Raw genomic sequence first — 21,109 nt, forward strand, 5'->3', positions numbered from 1 at the left:
GCCCGGTCATGCACTATCCACCTATCCCATCCATCCCGACGGCCGCCCGTCGCTGCTGCGGCTGTCCGGCGTTGCCGATCATCTCACTCAGCGCGACTATCGTCGCGCCGGCGCCATCCCCCGGCGCCGCGACAGCCACCGCCGACTCGGTGAACACGTGGCTCACCTCGTCGGCGCCGTCGTCGGGCGCCATCACCAACGTCGCGCCGGCGATCCCGGCCGCGACGATCTCCAACAGGCCGGCCACGGAATCCGGCCGGCCCGCCGCCCGCGTGCGCGACTCGAAGGTCAGCCCGGTCCGCTGGGCCACCCGCTCGGCGGCACCGGCCAGCTCGTCGTAGCTCAGCGACCGGCCACCGCCGACGAAGGCCACATCGTCACCGCGCAGGGCGCGGGTGCGATGGGCGTAGCCGATCGGGCGCGGCGACTCCGCGGCCAGCTCGGCGATCAGCGCCGGGTCGGCCAGGTCGTACCAGTCCAGGCCCTCGGGGGCGTCGACGATATCGATGGTCAGGCCCAGCTTCACCTCGAGCCGGTCGGTCACCAGCCCGTCGATGGTCGCCAGCGGCACCACCGCGGCACCGGCCTTGAGCACCGCCCAGGTCGCGATCGCCGCGTTCACCCCGCGATCGAGCCGCAGCGCCACCCCGGTGCCCGGACCGGCGCCGCGCGCGATCAGTGACCGCGCCAACTGCGAAGAGCGCGCGTCGAACTCGTGGTAGGTCAGCTCGCCGCCGCCCAGGTCGAGCGCGGGTGCGTCCGGATCCTCCTCGACGGCGGCGGCCAGCTCCTGGGCCAGCGCGGCGCCGTTGGCCGAGGGCACGGGCGCGTAGTCCGCGGCGGTGAGCTCGCGTTCGCGCTCTCTGGCGTCGCGCAGGTCGATGTCGCCGACGCGGACCTTCGGGTCGGCCGCCACCGCCGTGATGATCTCGGTGAACCCGCGCGCGAAGGTCGCGACGGTGTGCTCGTCGAAAAGGTCGGTGGCGTAGGTGAACACGACGCCGAGCTCGTCCGGGTCGCCGGTCGCGGTGTGGCGGGGCTCCACATTGACCTGCAAGTCGACCTTGGCCGAGCGGGCCGCCAGGTCCATCGCCTCGATGATGAGCCCGGGCAGCCGCAGCACCGGCGTCTCGGTGTTGTGGAACGAGAGCACCACCTGGAACAGCGGATTGTGCGAGACCGCGCCGCTGGGCGCGACCTCGTCGACGATCCGCTCGAACGGCAGGTCGGCGTGGGCGAACGCGGCCAGATCGACCTCGCGGGCCAGGGTGACCAGCTCGTCGAAGCCACGCAGCGGCGAGACCTCGGTGCGCAGGGTCAGCGTATTGACGAACATGCCGACCAGGTCGTCGAGCTCCGGCTCACCGCGCCCCGCGATCGGGGTGCCGATCGCGATGTCGGTGCTGCCGGAGATGCGCGCCAGCAGCACGGCCAGCGCCGCGTGCACGACCATGAACAGCGACGCGTTGTGCGCGCGGGCGATCTCGGCCAGCCGCGCGTGCACGTCGGCGGGCAGGCTGGTGGTCACATCGGCGCCACGCAGCGAGGCGTGCGGCGGTCGCGGATGATCGTGCGGCAGGTCCACGGTGCCGACCTGGCCTGCCAGCGTGCGCCGCCAGAAGTCGAGTTGGCGTGCGGCGGTAGAGGTCTCGTCGGACTCCTCGCCCAGGACCGCGCGCTGCCACAGCGCGTAGTCGGCGTACTGCACCGGCAGCGGCGCCCAGCTGGGCGAACGACCCTCGACCCGGGCCCGGTAGGCGATCACCAGATCGCGGGCCAGCGGCGCAAGCGAGGCGCCGTCGGCGATGATGTGCTGCACCACCACGGCGAGCACGTGCTCTTCCTCGGCCAGCGGATCGGTGTCCGGGATGGTGAACAGCCCGGCCCGCAACGGGACTCGCTCGGCGACGTCGAATCCGCCTGCGAGCAGCCACATCACGCGATCGCGCGGGTCGGCGCACTCCTCGATCGGCAACCCGGTCGGCAGCACCGCGCTGACCGGCATGATCTCCTGGTAGGGCGCGCCGTTCGCGTCGGCGGGGAACCGGGTGCGCAGCGCCTCGTGCCGCTCCAGCACATCGGCGACCGCGTAGCGCAGCGCCGAGGTGTCCAGCGCGCCGCGCAGCCGCAACACCAGCGGGATGTTGTAGGCCGGGGAGTCCGGGTCGATCCGGTTGAGCAGCCACATCCGCTGCTGCGCGGGCGAGAGCGGGATGACGCCCCGGTCCTGCGCCGGGACCAGCGGCGGACGCGGCTCGGCCACCTCGCCGGGGCGCACCCGGGCGGCCAGCGCGGCCACCGTCGGCGCCTCGAACAGGTCGCGGACCACCAGGTCGGTGCCGAGCGCCTGATCGATGCGGGCGATGGCCCTGGTGGCCAGCAGCGAGTTGCCGCCGCGATCGAAGAAGTCGTCGTCCAGGCCGACCTCGGGGACCCCGAGCAGGGTGGCGAACACTTCCGCGACGCTCAGTTCGATCGGCGTGGTCGGTGCGCGGAAGGCGGCGGCCGCGGTGAACTCGGGCGCGGGCAGCGCGGCCCGGTCGAGCTTGCCGTTGGCGGTCAGCGGTAGCGCGGCCAGCACCACAACCGCGTCGGGAACCATGTAGCCGGTGAGGAATTCGGCGACCGCGGCGCGCACCGCGACCGGGTCGAGGGCGGCGCCGTCGGCGGGCACGACGTAGCCGATCAGCCGATCGCCCGCGTGTTCGTCGACGCGCACCACGACCGTGGCCTGGCCGACGCCGGGCACCCCGAGCAGCGCGGCCTCGATCTCGCCCGGCTCGATCCGGAACCCGCGCAGCTGCACCTGCTGATCGCCACGACCGCCGTATTCCAGTGCGGGCGTGCCGCGGAAACCGATCCAGCGGCCGAGGTCGCCGGAGCGGTAGCGGCGCGCACCGGGCGGTCCGAACGGATCGGCGACGAACCGGGTCGCGGTGAGCCCGGGCTTGCCGAGGTAACCGCGCGAGACCTGTCCGCCGGCGATGTAGAGCTCACCGGCGACGCCGAACGGCACCGGACGCAACCGATCATCGAGCACGGCCACCGACAGACCGGGCAGCGCCCGGCCGATCAGGCTGCTCGGCAGCTCCGTCGCCCCGGTGTCCATGGTCAGATGCGAGACATGCACCGTGGTCTCGGTGATGCCGTACATGTTCACCAATCGCGGTGCGCCGGGCCCGGTTCCGTAGCGGGCGTACCAGCGGTTGAGCTTGCGCGGGTCGAGCGCCTCGCCGCCGAAGACGACGTAGCGCAGCGGCAGCGGCGCGGCACCGGCGGCCTGGGCGGCCCGGTCGGCCTCGTCGAGCTGGGCGAACGCGGTGGGCGTCTGGCTCAGCACCGTCACCCGCTCGCGGGCCAGCAGCTCGCGGAACTCGATCGGCGAGCGCGAGGTGAAGTGATCGACCACGACCACCGACGCGCCGCCGGCGAGCGCGCACCACAGTTCCCAGATCGAGAAGTCGAAGGCGAAGGAGTGGAACACCGTCCACACGTCGTCGGCGTCGAACTCGAACAACTGCTGGGTATTGGCGAACAGCTCCAGCACATTGCGATGGCTGACGCCGACGCCCTTGGGCAGGCCGGTGGAGCCGGAGGTGTAGATGACGTAGGCGAGGTGGTCGGGCCGCAGCGGCGCGCGTCGCTCGGCCGGGCGCAGCGGCGCGGTCGAATAGCCGAGCTGTTCGTCCACCAGCACCACCGGGAGATCGGCGGGCACCAGCGCGCGCTCGGCCGATGTCGTCAGCAGCACAGTGGGTTTCGCGTCGGCGAGCACGTATTCCAGTCGCTGCGCGGGATACCCGGAATCGATCGGCAGGTAGCCCGCACCGGCCAGCAGCACCGCGAGCAGCGCGATCGGCAGCTCCTCGGTACGCGGAACCGCCACGGCTACCAGGGTTTCCGGGCCCGCGCCCTCGGCGATCAGCGCCCGTGCCAGCGCCGAGGCGCGGCCGAGCAGATCGGCGAAGGTCAGCGAGTACTCCCCCGCCCGCACCGCGATCGCGTCCGGCTGCTGCTGCGCCTGCACGCAGATCAGATCGGCCAGGGTCACCTCGGGGACCGCGATGCCCGGCGAATCCCCTTCGCGCAGCACGAGTTCGCGCTCACCCGGGGCGAGCACATCGATGTCGCCCACCGGCACCGACGGATCGGCCACCACCGCGGCCAGCACCCGCGACCAGCGGTCGGCGAAATCGGCGACGGTGGCGTGGTCGAACAGATCGGTGGCGTAGACGAACGAGGCGGTCATGCCCTGCGGCGCGCCGTCGGCGCCGATCCGCTCGGCCAGTTCCACCTGGAGATCGAACTTCGCCAGCGGCACCGTGAAGTCGGCGGCCGAGACGGCCAGGCCGGGCAGCGCCAGCTCGGAGCGGGCCAGGTTCTGGAAGGTCAGCATCACCTGGAACAGCGGGTGGCGCGCGGTCGAGCGCACCGGCTCCAGCAGCTCCACCAGGCGCTCGAACGGCACATCGGCGTGGCCGAAGGCCGCCAGGTCGTCGGCCCTGACCTCGGCGAGCAGCGCGGCGAAACTGGCCGCCGGATCGACCTGGGTGCGCAGCACCAGGGTGTTGACGAACATGCCGATCAGCTCGTCGAGAGCCTGCTCACCGCGACCGGCGACCGGGGTCCCGATGGCGATGTCACGGGTGCCGGAGAGCCGGGCCAGCAGCAGCGCCAGCGCGGTGTGCACCACCATGAACAGCGTGGCGTTGTGGTCGCGGGCCAGCGCGGCCAGGCCGGCGTGCACGGAGGCGGGCACCTGGACGCTCAGCGTGCCGCCCGCCCGGCTGGCGACGGCGGGACGCGGCCGGTCGGTGGGCAGCTCCAGCTGTTCGGGCAGGCCGGCCAGGGTCCGGCGCCAGAACGCGACCTGCGCGGCCAGCAGCGACGACGGATCGGTCTCGACGCCGAGCAGCGCGCGCTGCCACAGCGTGTAGTCGACGTACTGCACCGGCAGCGGCGGCCAGTGCGGCGCGCCACCGCCGCGGCGCTCGGCGTAGGCGGTCAGCAGGTCCCTGGTCAGCGGCGCGAAGGAGAACCCGTCGGCGGCGATGTGGTGCACCACGCAGACCACGACGTGCTCACTGACCGAACTCGCGGGAGCCGCATCCGGGTCGTACTCCGCTATCGCCTCCGGCCCGGCCGGACGCGGCTCGGTCAGCGCGAGCACCCGCACCCGCACCGGCGGCGCCGCGGTGACGTCGAAGCCGGTCAGCGCGGCCGCGGCGATGGCGTCGCTCAGCTGGTCCTCGGTGATCTCGATGACCTCGAACTCCGGCGCCGCCGCCGGATCGCCGGGGGCGAGCACCACCTGATGGCCCTCACCGTCGAGCACCACCGAATCGGCGGCCGAACCGTCCGACACCGGGTACACCGTGCGCAGCACCTCGTGCCGGGTGACCAGGTCGGCGACGGCCGCGCGCAGGGCGGGCAGGTCCAGGCGGCCGGACAGCCGCACCGCGACCGGGATGTTGTCGACGGCCGAGGCCGGATCGAAGCGGTTGAGGAACCACATCCGCTGCTGGGCGTAGGACAGCGGGATCAGCGCGGGACGCTGCTGACGGGTCAGCGGCAGCGCGTGCGCCGAGACCCGGTGCTGCTCGGCCTTGTTCGCCAGCGCGGCGACGGTCGGCGCCTCGAAGACGGCCTGCACCGGCACCCGCACATCCAGGGCGGCACCGATCCGGGCGACGGCCTGCGCGGCGAGCAGCGAGTCCCCACCGAGTTCGAAGAAGTCGTCGTCGGCGCCCACGCGGCCCGAGCCGTCGCGCAGCAACAGCGCGGCGAACACATCGGCGACCACCTGTTCGGCGGGCGTGGCCGGGGCGCGGAATCCGCGCGCGGTGAACACCGGCGTCGGCAGCGCGGCCCGGTCGAGCTTGCCGACCGAGGTCAGCGGCAGCGCGTCGAGCACCATGATGACGGCCGGAATCATGTACGCGGGCAGCGAGGTGGACAGGAATTCCGCCAGCGCCCCGGTGTCGACCGTGCGCCCGACGCGGGGCAGCACATACGACACCAGCGCGGTCGCGCCCGAGGGCATGGTCTTGCCGAGGGTGACCGCGTAGTCGAGGTCGGGGTGAGCGGTGAGGGCGTTGTCGATCTCGCCCAGCTCGATCCGGAAGCCGCGCACTTTGACCTGGAAGTCGCTGCGGCCCAGGTATTCCAGCGTGCCGTCGGGTTCGAGCCTGCGCACCAGGTCACCGGTGCGGTAGAGCCTGCCCGCCCCGAACGGCGAGGCGACGAACCGCTCGGCGGTCAGGCCCGGCCTGCCCAGATACCCCTGGGCCAGCGCGGGACCGGACAGATACAGCTCGCCGACGACGCCCGCGGGCACCGGCCGCAACCGGGCATCGAGGACGTAGAGGCCCATGCCGGGCACCGCGGTGCCGATCGTGATCGGCGCGCGCGGATGTAGCGGGGCGGTGCTGGTGGCGAGGATGGTCGCCTCGGTCGGTCCGTAGCCGTTGTGGAAGGCGCGGCCGTTGGTCGCCCAGCGGCCCACCAGTTCCGGACCGAATCGGTCACCGGCGACGACCACGGTGCGCAGGTCCGGCAGCCCGGCCGGATCGACCGACTCCAGCGCACCCGGCGTGATGAGCAGGTGCGTGATGCGTTCGCGCCGCAGCAGATCCGACAGTTCGAAGCCACCGAAGATCCGCGGCGGCGAGATCACCAGGGTCGCGCCGCTCGCGAAGGTCAGCAACAGCTCCAGCACCGACACGTCGAAGTTCGGCGAGCAAACATGCAGCACACGCGAATCCGGTTCGACACCGAAGTGTTCGCGCTCGGCGGCGACCAGCGCGCCGAGACCGGCGTGGGTGACCACGACGCCCTTGGGCTTGCCGGTGGAGCCGGAGGTATAGATGACATAGGCCGGGTGCCGATCGTCGATCTGCCGGACCCGGTCGGCGTAGCTGACAGCGTGTCCTGGACGCGCGGCGATCCGCTCCGCGACCACCGGATCGTCGAGCTCGATCCAGTACAGCCCGGTGCCGAGCGCGGCCCGATGGGTCGCGGTGGTCAGGCCGAGCGTCGCGCCGGAATCGGCGACGATGTGCGCGATCCGGTCGCGCGGGTAGGCCGGGTCGACCGGCACGTAGGCGGCCCCCGCCTTGGCGATGGCCCAGACCGCGAGCACGGACTCGATGGAGCGCGCGATCGCGATCGCGACCACGTCACCCGCGCCGATGCCCCGATCGATGAGCTCACGTGCCAGTCGCGAGGATTCCGCGTCCAGCTCGGAGTAGGTGAGCTGCCGTTCACCGCCCGGCATTCCGGTCGGGTTGTAGCGGACAGCTATCGACCCGGCCGCGGATTCGACCGCGGCCGTAAGCAGTTGACCGAACAGTGGTGCGCCGGTCGTTCGGCGGCGACCGGCACGGCCAGTGCGGCGGGGGGTTTCCACAGACCAATACACCTCTCGCGTCCGGCAGCCGAGTCGGACACAGCATAGCCACACCTATATCGCTGCCGCCGACCGTCGCCGAGGTGTGCGCCACGACACACCAACTCTCTGCAACAGAATCGTAATCTGCGCGGAGCCTGTTACGTGGGGCTATCGATGGACCGCCCGGAAATGGCGATGACCTGCGCCGTTACCGGGCCGACTGTGGTGGTGGCCACCGGGCCGAGCATCTGTTGATGACTGGCGTCGACCGGATGATCGGTGATGACCCCGCTGAAATAGGGGCGCCAGCGCGAGGCGCCACCCGGCGCTTTTCCGGCCGTGCGCAGGGCCGTGAAGAAGGTGAGATCACCCACGAATCGATCCGGCGTCAGTTGGGTAACCAGTTCGACAGTGCGCAGCGCACCCCGGTACATCCCGACGAAGCGCGACAGCGAGATCGGTGTCGACCCGGCCAGCGCGCCGTGTAGCGCGGCGAGGGCGTCCGCGCCGAGACCGGCCATCCGGTCGGCGGCGGGCAATTGCTGATCGGGGATGCCGAGTTCGCGGAAGGCCTCCCGCAATTCGGCGCCGAAGTCGGCCAGATCGGCGCCGGGCACGCTGTCGAGCAGGGTCAGCGAGGCGACCGTCTCCCCCGCCGCCTGCAACCGGGTGGCGACCGCCTGCGCGAGCACCCCGCCCAGCGACCAGCCGAGCAAATGGTACGGCCCGTGCGGCTGGGCGGCCGTGATCTCGGCGAGATAGTGGTCGAGCAGCGCGTCCACGGTGGCGGGCCGGAAGTCCGGGTCGCTCAGGGCGGGCGACTGGAGCCCGATGATCGGGCGATCCTCGGGCAGATGCGGGGCAAGGCCCGCGTAGGCCCAGGCCAGGCCGGAGACCGGGTGCAGGCAGAACAGCGGTTCCCGGTCGCCGCCGCGGCGCAGCGGCAGCGTGGTCGCCAGTGCCGCGTCGAGGTCACCGCCGAGACCGGCCGGACCCGCGCTGAGCCGGTCGGCGAGCCCCGCGACGGTCGGATCGGCGAAGAACGCGGCCACGGTCAGCTCGGTGCCGGTGCGTTCCCGCAGCCGGTGCACCACCCGGGTGGCCAGCAGCGAGTTGCCGCCGAGGGAGAAGAAGTCGTCGTCGAGACCGGGCCGGGCGACACCGAGCACCTCGGTGAACACCTCCGCCACGGCGATCGCGTTGTCCCCCACCGGTTCCCGGTAGCGACGCGGTTCGAGCACCGGCGCGGGGAGCGCGGCGCGGTCGAGCTTGCCGTTCGCGTTCAGCGGCAGCCGATCCAGGACGACGAAGGCGGCGGGCACCATGTACGACGGAAGCACCTGGGCCACCGCCGCTTTGGCTACCGCCGCGGTGAGCTCGGCGTCCGGGGCGGGGACCACGTAGGCGACGAGCCGGTCACCGAGCTGCGCGTCGGACTGCGCGAGCACGGCGGCCTGGGCCACCTGCGGTGTGGCCAGCAGCGCCGCCTCGATCTCGCCCAGCTCGATGCGGAAGCCACGGATCTTGACCTGGAAGTCGGTGCGACCCCGGTACTCGAGTTCGCCCTCGGCGGTCCAGGCCACCAGGTCACCGGTGCGGTACATCCTGGCGCCGTGCGCGGAGCGGGACCGGACCTGGCTGTCGACCGCACCGAGGTGCTCGCCGACCCGACCGGAAACGGCGAACGGGTCGGCGACGAATCGGTCGGCGGTCAGGTCGGGGCGGCCGAAGTAGCCGCGGGCCAGCTGATGGCCCGCCAGGTACAGCTCACCCGAGACGCCCACCGGCACCGGGCGAAGCCGCGCGTCCAGGACGTAGACCCGGCTGTTCCATGCGGGCGCGCCGATCGGCACCGTCGTCCGATCGGCTGTGGTCACGCGATGATCGGTGATCGAGACGGCGGCCTCGGTCGGGCCGTACAGGTTGTGCAACGCGGCCGAATTCGTAGCCACGAAGCGTTGCGCGGTCGCGGCGGGCAGGGCCTCGCCGATGGCGAGTACCCGGCGCAGCGCGGACGGGAGCGCGCCCCCGGCTTCGGTGAGCAGGGCGTCGAGCATGGACGGGACGACATGCAGCGTCGTCACCGATCGACCGGCGAGCAGGCCCAGCAGGTAGGCGGGGTCGCGGTGCCCGTCGGGCGCGGCGATCACCAGCGTGCCGCCGCACACCGCCGCCGACCAGAACTCCCACACCGACAAGTCGAAGGTCGCGGCCGTCTTCAGCAGGACCGAATCGTCGCGGCCGAGTCCGAACGCGGCGGTCTTCCACAGCAGCTGGTTCACGATCGCGCCGTGCGAGACGGCGACGCCCTTCGGCTTGCCCGTCGAACCGGACGTGAAGATCACATACGCCGTGTTCGCCGGACGCAGTACCCCGCGCCGCTCGTTCGCCGCGATCGGCTGATCCGGGACAGCGGACAGGTCCAGCGCGTCGACGACGATCACCGGGGCCGCGCCGAGTCCTGCACCAGCGGCGGAATGTTCGTCACGCGGCGTGTCACCGGTGGCAGCAGACCCGCCCAACACGCTACCGGCAGCAGCCGATTCGCCACGCAGCGTGTCACCGGCAGCAGCCGATCCACCGCCCGGTGCGCTCGTCGCGCCGGACGATTCGGCACCCGGCGCTTTGTCGGCGATGGCGGTGAATCCGGTTTCCGCCGTGGTCAATACGCAGACGGGAGCGGCGGTGTCGAGCACGTGACCGATCCGGTCCGCCGGCTGCGACGGGTCGACCGGCACGTAGGCGGCACCGGTGGCCGTCACCGCGTACATGGCGACGACGAGATCCACGGACCGTGGGATCGCCAGCGCGACACGGTCTTCCACGCCGACACCCTGCGCGATCAGATGTCGCGCCAGCCGATGGACACGCGCGGCGAAATCACGGTAGGTCAGCGGCGCGCCGTCGGGATCGATCAGCGCGACGCCGTCGGGGTTTCCGGCGACGGTCTCGGCGAACAGCGAGGCCAGGGTAGCGGGCGGACAGGGATGTCCGGTCGCGTTCCAGCCGTGCAGGATTCGCTCGCGCTCGGCGTCGGAGAGCAGGTCCAGCTCGTCGGCGGGCCGCTGCGGCGCGGCCGCCACCGCCGCGAGCACCCGGGCGAAACGATCGGCGTAGCCGCGCGCGGTCGCCTCGTCGAACAGGTCGGTGGCGTAGGTGAACACCCCGCTGATGCCCTGGGCGACGCCGTCGGCGTCGTAGGTGTCCGCGACGACCGCGTGCAGGTCGAACTGCGATACCGCCAGATCCACGTCGACGCCCTCGACCGCCAGCTCCCCGAGCTCGAGGCCGGTCCTGGTCAGGTTCTGGAAGGACAGGCCCACCTGGAACAGCGGGTGCCGCGCGGTCGAGCGGGCCGGGTTGATCGCCTCGACCAGTCGCTCGAACGGCAGGTCGGCATTGGCGAAGACCTGCAGGTCGGTGTCGCGCTGGCGGGCGAGCAGCGCGGTGAACGGCTCCCCCGGCCGCAGCGTGGTGCGGAAGACCAGGGTGTTGACGAACATGCCGATCAGGTCGTCGAGGGCAGCCTCGCCTCGGCCCGCGATGGGTGTGCCGATCGCGAGGTCGTCGGTGCCCGCCAACCGGGCCAGTGTCACCGCGAGCGCGGTGTGCACCACCATGAACAGGGTCGCGCCCTGCTCGTGCGCCAGCGCCAGCAGCGCGCGGTGGGTCGCGGCGTCGACCTCGATCGGCACCCGGCCACCGGCGAAGGACTGTACGGCCGGACGCGGCCGGTCGGCGGGCAGGTCGAGCTGATCGGGCAGACCGGCCAGCGCGTCGCGCCAGTAGGCCAGCTGGGCCGAGGCCAGCGACCGCGGGTCGTCCTCGCTGCCGAGCAGGGCGCGCTGCCAGAGCGCGTAGTCCGCGTACTGCACGGCCAGCGGGGCCCAGTCCGGTGCCGCGCCCGCCGAGCGCGCGGCGTAGGCGAGCATCAGATCCCGGGTCAGCGGGGTCAGCGAGGAACCGTCCCCGGCGATGTGGTGCACCACCACGGCGAGCACCGACTCGTCGGGGCCGAGCTCGAACAGCGCGACCCGCAGCGGCACCTGGCTGCGCACATCGAAGCCGGACGAGCCGAGCGCGTGCATCGCCGCGCCCAGCTCGGCGGGTTGGATCCGGTGTACCTCCAGCTGTGGGGTGGCCGCCGACTCGGGCAGCACCCGCTGGATCGGACCGTCGTCGGTCTCGGGGTAGACGGTGCGCAGGGTCTCGTGCCGGGCGACCAGATCGCCGACAGCCGCCCGCAGCGCGTCCACATCGATCGCGCCGCCGAGCCGCACCGCCATCGGGATGTTGTAGGCGACCGACTCCGGGTCGAACTGGTTGAGGAACCACATCCGCTGCTGGGCCAGCGACAGCGGAATCCGTTCCGGCCGTTCGGCGGCCACCAGCGCGGGACGCGCGCCTGCGCCCGCGGATTCGGCCAGCCGCTGGGCCAGCGCCTCCACCGTCGGCGCCTCGAACAGCAGCCGGACCGGGAAGTCGGTGTCGAGCGCGGCGCCGAGCCGGGCGGCGACCTGGGTGGCCAGCAGCGAGTTGCCGCCGAGGGCGAAGAAGTCGTCGTCGAGGCCGAGCTGGGTGTCCTCGCCGAGATCGAGCACCTGGGCGAAGGTCCCGGCGACGATCTGTTCCACCGGCGTGGTCGGGGCTCGGAACGCGGCGTGCTCGAGCACCGGGGCGGGCAGGGCCCGCCGGTCCAGCTTGCCGACCGGGGTCAGCGGGATGGTGTCGAGTTCCATCAGCACGGTCGGCACCATGTGCGCGGGCAGGCTGCGTTCGGCGAAGGCCGTGAGCGCGGCGGTGTCGACGGTCGCGCCCGGCGCCGCGTGCACATAGGACACCAGAATCGTTGCGCCACTGTCGAGTTCGTGCCCGACGGTGGCGGCGAAGTCGATGCTCTCGTGCGCGGAGAGCACCGCGTCGATCTCCCCGAGCTCGATCCGGAAGCCGCGGATCTTGACTTGGAAGTCGTTGCGGCCCACGTATTCCAGCGCGCCCTCGGCGGTCCAGCGGACCAGGTCACCGGTGCGGTAGAGCCGGGAACCGGCCGGGTCGAAGGGATTGGAGACGAAGCGCGAAGCGGTGAGACCGGGGCGCGCGTGGTAGCCGCGGGTCAGCTGGGCACCGGTGATGTAGAGCTCGCCGGTGACGCCGGGCGGGACGGGGCCGAGCCGGTCGTCGAGCACGTATTCGGCGACTCCGCGCAGCGGGCCACCGATGGTCAGCGGATCACCCGGCTTCAGCGGCACACTGATGTTGACGACGATCGTGGTCTCGGTGGGCCCGTACACATTATGGAACTGTCGCAGGGTGCCGTCGGCGAGCGGAATCGCCCAGCGCCGCAGCAGATCCGGCGGGACCGCCTCGCCGCCGACCGCCACCACCCGGAAATCGTCGAGGCCATCGGGATCGATCGAGGCCAGCGCGGCGGGGGTGATGAACGCGTGGCTCACCCGTTCCCGGCGCAGCAGCGCGGCCAGGTCGTCGCCACCGTAGACACTCGGGTCGACGATCACCATCGTCGCGCCGGCGCCGACCGCGAGCAGCAGCTCCAGCAGCGAGGCGTCGAACGAGGGCGAGGCGAAATGCAAGGTGCGCGAATCGATGTCGATGCCGTAGTGCAGGCGCTGTTCCGCGCAGAACCCGGCCAGCCCGGCCTGGCTCACCGCGACACCCTTGGGCAGGCCGGTGGAGCCGGAGGTGTAGATGACGTACGCCAGATCCTCGGCGCGGATCTGGCGCAGCCGGTCGGCATTGGTGACCGGGTCACCGGCGACCTCGTCGAGCAGCGGGGCGATGCCCGCGTCGTCGATGACGAGCCAGTCCACCCGGGTCGGCAGCCGGTCGGCGACCGCCGCGACGGTCAGCCCGAAGACCGCGCCGGAGTCGGACACCATGTGCGCCACGCGATCCGGCGGATAGTTCGGGTCCACCGGCACGAAACCGGCGCCGGTCTTGGCGACCGCCCACACCGCCAGCACCGACTCGATCGAGCGCGGGATGCCGATGGCCACCAGATCACCGGCGCCGATCCCGCGCTCGATCAGCAGCCGCGCGATCCGGCTCGAGCGCTCGTCGATCTCGGCGTAGCTCAGGCTGCCCAGCGTGCGCGTGGCGTCGGCGAGCACCACCGCGACACCGTCGGGATTGGTCTCCACGGCGGTGGCCAGCAGCTGCGGCAGCGCGGTCACCCTGGCGCGGCGAGTGCGCACCGGGCGCGTCCGTACCGGTCGTGTCATCGCGATTCCACCTCACCCATCACCGGAACTCGTCGCCCCGTCACCACGGTCACGGCTCAGGCCACCGACGGACGCGGGTCCCCGAGCACCAGCACGACCTCGGCCGGACCGGGGTTGCCCGGCGCGGCGTCGTCGGCGATCACTGCCTGCAAGTCGTCGAGCCCGGCGGTGTCGAGTGCCTCGAGACCGGCCCGGTCGCCGAACAGATGGCTCACCCACTCCTCGGCCAGCGCGGCCGACAAGTCGTCGCCGGCAGTCTGCGCCAGCACCATCGACGCGCCGGCGACACCCGCGGCGACCGGCTCGACGAGGACGGCGAAGCTGTCGGCCGCGGCGGTGCCGAAGGTGCGCGACTCGAAGGTCAGCGCCGCGTCGGTGCGCACCCGCGCACCCGCCGTGGCCAGTTCGTCGTAGCTGCGGACCCCGTCGACGCCGACGAAGGCCGGGTCACCGCCGCGCAGTGCCCTGGTGCGGTCGGCGTAGGTCACCGGGCGGGCCGACTGGGTCGACAGCTCGGTACGGATCGACGGATCGTCGAGGACCACCCACTCGAAATCACCGTCCGGCGTCACGCCCGCGGTGATGCCGATCTTGGCCGCCGGTTCGGCGGGCAGCGCGCCGGCTCCCGGCGCGGGCAGCACGGCCGCACCGGCCTTGAGCACGGCCCACACCGCGACCGCCCAGTCGACGCCGCGCGGAAGATCAACGGCCACACCGGCACCCGGGCCGAAACCACGGCCGATCAGCAACCGCGCCAACCGCGAGGACCGGGTGTCGAGCTGCTCGTAGGTCAGCGAATCGTCACCCCAGACCAGCGCGGGACCGTCTGGGTCGTCCTCGGCCGCGGCGGTGAACGCCTGCGCCAGCGTGGTACCGCCCGACGGCGCGGCAGGCGCGGGCGCCTGCGCGGCTCCGGCGAGCAGCCGGGCCCGCTCCTGCTCGTCGAGGATGTCGATATCGCCGACGCGGATCTGCGGGTCGGCGGCCACCGCGGTCAGGATGCGGGCGAAGCGCTCGCCGATGGTGCGCACCGTGGCCTCGTCGAACAGGTCGGTGGCGTAGTTGAACAGGGTGACCAGCTCGTCCGGCGCGCCTTCGGCGGTGAACCGGGGCTCGACGTCGACCTGCAGGTCGAACTTGGCCGCCACCGCGGTCTCCAGCGCGGTCACGCTGAGGCCGGGCAGCTCGAGCGCGGCCGCTTCGTTGTTGCTGAAGGTCAGCGCCACCTGGAACAGCGGATTGTGCGCGCTGCCCTTGCCCGGCGCGACCACCTCGACGACCCGCTCGAACGGCAGGTCGGCGTGGGCGAAGGCACCCAGGTCGGTCTCGCGGGCCAGATCCACCGCCTCGTCGAAGGACCCGGCCGGGTCCAGCGCGGTGCGCAGGGTCAGCGTGTTGACGAACATGCCGACCAGCTCGTCGAGCGCGCGCTCACCACGTCCGGCGACGGCGGTGCCGATGGCGATGTCGGTGGTGCCCGACAGCCGCGCCAACAGTACCGCCAGGGCCGCGTGCACGACCATGAACAGCGACGACTTGTGTTCGCGCGCGAGGTGGTTCAGCCGCGCGTGCACCTCGGCGGGCAACCGCAGCTCGGTGGTGGCGCCCCGCAGCGTCGGCGTCGCGGGACGCGGACGGTCCTGCGGCAGCTCCAGCAGCGGCGGCACCCCGGCGAGCTGGGTCCGCCAGTAGTCGAGCTGGGCGGCGGCGACCGAGTCCGGGTCGTCGTCGGCGCCCACGACCGCGCGCTGCCAGAGCGCGAAGTCCGCGTACTGCACCGGCAGCGGCGTCCAGGCCGGAGCCTGCTGCGCGGCGCGCGCGACATAGGCGGTCATCAGGTCGCGGGCCAGCGGGGCCAGCGACGCGCCGTCGGCGGAGATGTGGTGCACCACGAACACCAGCAGCCAGTCGGCCGCCGATCCGTCGGTGAGCAGTCGCGCCCGCACGGGCACTTCCCTGGTGACGTCGAACCCGGCCTCGGCCAGCGCGGCGGCGCGGGCCAGGACCTCGGTCGTGGTCTCCACCTCGAGCCCGGCGGGCAGCACCTCGGCGACGGGCAGGATCTCCTGGACCGGGCTGCCGTCCACCGGCGCGCCGCGATCGACGGGCCCGGAGGAGGTAGCCGACGGTGACCACGCAGGGCCCTCGGACGCGGCGCCGTTGCACACCGGGAACCGGGTGCGCAGCGACTCGTGCCGGGTGAGCACGTCGGTCACCGCGGCGTCGAGCGCGGCCACGTCGAGCGCGCCGGTCAGCCGGATGGCGAACGGGATGTTGTACGAGCCCGACGCCGGGTCGAGCTGGTTGAGCACCCACATGCGCTGCTGGGCCAGCGACAGCGGAATGCGTTCCGGCCGTGCGGCGGCCACCAGCGCGGGCCGGGCCGCGGCCCCGCCGACCGCGCCGACGCGCGCGGCCAGCGCGGCGACGGTCGGCGCCTCGAACAGGTCGCGAATGGTGACCTCGGCGTCGAGGGCCTCGTTGATCCGGGCGATCGCGCGGGTAGCCAGCAGCGAGTTGCCGCCGAGCGCGAAGTAGTCGTCGTCGGCGCCGACCCGCGCCATGCCGAGCAGCTCGGCGTAGACGCCCGCCACGATCTCCTCGGTGGGCGTCGCGGGTGCGCGGAACTCGCCCGCCGTGAAGGTGGGCGCGGGCAGCGCTTTGCGGTCGAGCTTGCCGCTCGGGTTCAGCGGGAACGCGTCCAGGGCGACCAGGGCGGCCGGAATCATGTACGCGGGCAACGATTCACCGATCGCGGCGAGCAGCGCCGCCGGCTCGATCCGCTCCCCCGGCTTGGGCACCACGTAGGCGACCAGCTGCTCACCGGCGGGCGAATCGGCCACCACGGCGACGGTCTGGCTGACCGACGGCTGCGCCAGCAGCGCGGTCTCGATCTCGCCGAGCTCGATCCGCTGGCCCCGGAACTTCACCTGGAAGTCGGTGCGGCCCAGGTATTCCAGGACCGGGGCGTCGGCGGTGGGCGTGCGCCACACCACCAGGTCACCGGTGCGGTACATCCGCGCGCCGGGCGTGAACGGGTTGGCCACGAAGCGATCCGAGGTCAGGTCTGGCCGGGCGACGTACCCGCGGGCGAGCTGATCGCCAGCCAGGTACAGCTCGCCGACGACACCCGCCGGCACCGGCCGCAGCCGCGAATCCAGCACGTAGACCTGGGTGTTCCACTGCGGCACGCCGATCGGCACCGACCCGCGATCGGTTTCGCCCGCGGGCCAGTAGGTCACCGACACCGCGGCCTCGGTCGGGCCGTAGAGGTTGTGCACCTGCGCGGTCGAGACCGCGCGCAGCGCCTCGACGGTCTCCGGCGGCAGTGCCTCACCGATGGCGAACACGTCGCGCAGCGTGGGGATGGCGCCGGGCGCGGTATGCGCGGCGAAGACGGTGAGCATCGACGGCACGAAGTCGGTCATCGTGACGCCCTGCGCGGCAATGGTTTCGGCGATGTAGGCGGGATCGCGGTGGCCGTCGTGGGTCGCGACGACCAGCTTCGCGCCGGTGCGCAGCGGCATGAAGTAGCCCCACAGCGACACGTCGAAGGTGGTCGCGGTCTTCTGCAGGTAGACATCGCCCGGAGCCAGCGGGTACTCCGCGAGCATCCACGCGATCTGGTTGTCGATCGCCTGGTGCGAGACCGCCACGCCCTTCGGACGGCCGGTGGAACCCGAGGTGAAGATGACGTAGGCCGGGTGCTGCGGCAGCACCGGCCGGACCAGCTCGGCCGGGCTCAACGGCTCGCCCGAGAAGCCTTCCAGCGCAACGGTGTCCATGGTGATCACCGGGGTCGCCGCAGGCACCTCGACGGCGTCGGCGGTGGTGGTCAGCACGCACACCGGCTGCGCGGTGTCGAGGATGTGCGCGATCCGCTCGGCCGGGTGATCCGGGTCCAGCGGCACGTACGCGCCGCCCGCGGTGACGATCGCGTACATGCCGACGACCAGATCCAGCGACCGGCGCACGGCCAGCCCGACCAGCGATTCCGCGCCGACCCCGCGCTGCACCAGCAGCCGGGCCAGCCGGTTCACCCGCTCGTCGAACTCGCGATAGGTCAGCTCGGTGCCCTCATAGGACAGCGCCACCGCATCGGGATGCGCCGCGACCTCACCACGGTAACCGTCGAGCAGCAGCGCGGGCGCCAGCTCGTGCCCGGTGTCGTTCCACCGCCGCAGGATTCGCTCGCGCTCGTCCGATTCGAGCAGCTCGATCGCGCCCACCGGACGGGCCGGATCGGCGACGACCTCGGTGAGCAGGCGCACCAGCCGGTCGGCGAACCCGGCGACGGTGGCCTCGTCGAACAGGTCGGTGGCGTAGGTGAACGCCGCCGACACCCCGTTCGCGACACCGGCGGTCTCCAGCGGGACGAGGGTGAGTTCGAGGTCGAACTTCGCGAACGGCACGGCCAGATCGACGCCGGCGACCGTGAGGCCGGGCAGCGTCAGCTCGGTGCCCGCGAGGTTCTGGAAGGTGAGCATCACCTGGAACAGCGGGTGCCTGGCCATCGACCTGGCCGGATCCAGCAGCTCGACGAGCCGCTCGAACGGCACGTCGGCGTGCCCGAAGGCGGCCACGTCGGTGCCGCGGACGCTGCCGAGCAATTCGTCGAAGCTGCGGGCCGGGTCCACCTCGGTGCGCAGCACCAGGGTGTTGACGAACATGCCGATCACGTCGTCGAGCACCGCTTCGCCGCGACCGGCCACCGGGGTGCCGACGGCGATGTCGGTGGTGCCCGACAGGCGCGCCAGCAGCACGGCCAGCGCGGCGTGCACGACCATGAACAGCGTCGAATTGTGTTCGCGGGACAGCCGATCCAGCGCGGCGTGGGTGTCGGCGTCGATCCGGAAGTCGTAGCTCGCGCCCCGGTTGGTCATCGCCGCGGGGCGCGGGCGATCGGCGGGCAGGTCCAATTGCTCGGGCAGTCCGGCCAATTCGTCGCGCCAGAACGAGATCTGCTGAGCCAGCAGCGAATCCGGATCGGACTCGGCGCCCAGCGTCGCCCGCTGCCACAGCGTGAAGTCGGCGTACTGCACCGGCAGCTGATGCCAGGCCGGCGCGCTGCCGCGCAGCCGATCGGAGTAGGCGGCGATCAGGTCGCGGGTCAGCGGCGCCATCGAGAAACCGTCGGCGGCGATGTGGTGCACCACGCACAGCAGCACGTGCTCGTCGGCGCCGAGGCGGAACAGCCGCACCCGCACCGGCGGCGCGACCGCGACATCGAAACCGGCCACCGCCTGCTCGGCGATCAGACCGGGCAGCTGCTCGGGGGTCGCGTCGACCAGCTCGACCTGCGGGACCGCGCGGGGATCGCCCACCGGCAGCACCAGCTGCACGGCGTCACCGTCGACCTCCGGGTAGATCGTGCGCAGTACTTCGTGCCTGCCGACCAGGTCGGCGACGGCGGCGCGCATGGCCGCCACATCCAGCTCGCCGGACAACCGCACCGGCAGCGGGATGTTGTTGGCGCCGCTGCCCGGATCGAACCGGTTGAGGAACCACATCCGCTGCTGCGCGTAGGACAGCGGGATCTGCTCGGGCCGGGTCTGCGCGGTCAGCGGGTTGCCGGTGCCCGCGCCGACGTGCGACTCGACGCGCGCGGCCAGCGCCGACACCGTCGAGGCCTCGAACACCAGCTGGACCGGCACCCTGGCATCGAGCGCGGTCCCGATCCGGGCCACCGCCTGGGCGGCCAGCAGCGAGTTGCCGCCGAGCTCGAAGAAGTCGTCGTCCGCGCCGACCTGGTCGTCTCCCGACACCAGCAGCGCCGCGAACACCTGCGCGATGATCTCCTCGATCGGCGTGCTCGGCGCGCGGAACTCGCGGGCGGTGAAGGTGGGCTCCGGCAGGGCCTTGCGATCGAGCTTGCCGACCGGGGTCAGCGGGATCTCGTCGAGCAGCATGATCGCCGCAGGCACCATGTACGCGGGCAGCAGGCCCGACAGGTGGTGGGCCAGGTCGGCCGGGGTCACCGCGGCGCCCGCGCGGGGCAGCACGTAGGCGACCAGCGAGGTCACGCCGTTGGTCAGCGTGCGGCCGAGGGTGGCCGCGAAGTCGACGTCGGGGTGGGTGGTCAGCGCGTTGTCGATCTCGCCCAGCTCGATGCGCAGGCCGCGGATCTTGACCTGGAAGTCGGAGCGGCCGAGGTACTCGAACTCACCGGAGGTGTCGCGGCGCACCAGGTCACCGGTGCGGTACAGGCGTCCGCCGGGCGCGCCCGCGTCGGCGCCGAACGGGTTGGCGACGAAGCGCTCGGCGGTCAGCTCGGGACGGTCCAGGTAGCCCTGGGCCAACGCGGGACCGGCCAGGTACAGCTCACCGACGACGCCCGCGGGTACCGGGCGCAGGCGCGCGTCCAGCACGAAGGCCGCGACACCCGGGATCACCGAACCCAGCGTCACCGCCGCGCCCGCGGTCATCTCGCCGGTGGTCACCATGACGGTGGCCTCGGTGGGGCCGTAGGCGTTGAACACCGAACGGCCCTGCGCCGCCCAGCGATCCACCAGTTCGGGGCCGAGCTTGTCGCCGCCGGTGACGACCACCCGCACGCTGTCGACCCGGGTGGAGTCGACCGACTCGAGCGCGCCCGGGGTGATCAGCAGGTGCGAGACCTGTTCGCGGCGAACGAGATCGGCGAGTTCGTCGCCACCGAACACCGTCGGCGGGACCACGACCAGCGTCGCGCCCGCGGTGAAGGTGAACAGCATCTCCATCAGGGAGAAGTCGAAGCTGGGCGAGCTCAGGTGAGTCACCCGCGAGCCCGCGTCGATGCGGTACTGCCTGCCCACCGCGGCCATCGTCGACAGGCCCGCCTGGGTCACCACGACGCCCTTGGGCAGACCGGTGGAGCCCGAGGTGTAGATGACATAGGCCGGATGCCGCTCGTCGAGCGTGCGCACCCGGTCGCTGTAGGAGATGGCGTGCGCGGGCTGGGCCGCGATCCGCGCCGCGACGGTGGGGTCGTCGAGCTCGAGCCACTCGGTGGAGGTACCGAGCGCGGGCCGGTGCGCGGCGGTGGTGACGCCGAGCACGGCGTGCGAATCGGTGACGATGTGGGCGATGCGCTCGGCCGGGTAGGCCGGGTCGATCGGCACGTAGGCGGCGCCGGACTTGGCCACGGCCCACACACTGAGCACCGATTCGATCGAGCGGGTGATCGCGACGGCGACGATGTCACCGGGGCCGATGCCACGGGCGATCAGCTCCCTGGCGAGCCGGGAGGACTCCTCGTCCAGCGCGCGGTAGGTGAGTTCGCGCTGGTCGGCCGGGTCGCCGGTGGGGTTGAACCGGATGGCGGTGGTGTCGGCGGCCGATTCCACGGCGGCCGTCAGCAACTGACCGAATGTCGGACTGCTCGACCGGCGACGGCGGTTACCGCGGGCAGAACGACGGGCAGTTTCCATTCGGGTTCATTCACCTCTCATCGAGCATGGACGCGCCGACGGCCGCCCCGTGCAGATCGAGCCATCATATC

At 72.3% G+C, this 21,109-nt stretch carries 3 protein-coding genes; all 3 read right to left on the reverse strand.

The features are described 5' to 3' along the window. Nucleotides 1-13 precede the first annotated feature (13 nt). The 3 genes from ACIO52_RS07145 to ACIO52_RS07155 all read right to left on the reverse strand — a co-directional run bounded on the left by ACIO52_RS07145 (nucleotide 14) and on the right by ACIO52_RS07155 (nucleotide 21,038). The gene (locus ACIO52_RS07145) at nucleotides 14-7,408 is read right to left on the reverse strand and encodes an amino acid adenylation domain-containing protein (RefSeq protein ID WP_402642386.1); all 7,395 of its coding nucleotides are present in this window, start codon (nucleotides 7,406-7,408) and stop codon (nucleotides 14-16) included. 140 nt (nucleotides 7,409-7,548) lie between these two features. Continuing rightward, a complete protein-coding gene (locus ACIO52_RS07150; protein WP_402643528.1) occupies nucleotides 7,549-13,602 on the reverse strand; it encodes an amino acid adenylation domain-containing protein in 6,054 nt (2,017 codons plus the stop codon). An 83-nt stretch (nucleotides 13,603-13,685) separates the two neighbouring features. Next, a complete protein-coding gene (locus ACIO52_RS07155) occupies nucleotides 13,686-21,038 on the reverse strand; it encodes an amino acid adenylation domain-containing protein (protein WP_402642389.1) in 7,353 nt (2,450 codons plus the stop codon). Nucleotides 21,039-21,109: the final 71 nt, after the last annotated feature.

This window comes from Nocardia sp. NPDC087230 (assembly GCF_044744725.1).
Taxonomy (GTDB): domain Bacteria; phylum Actinomycetota; class Actinomycetes; order Mycobacteriales; family Mycobacteriaceae; genus Nocardia; species Nocardia canadensis.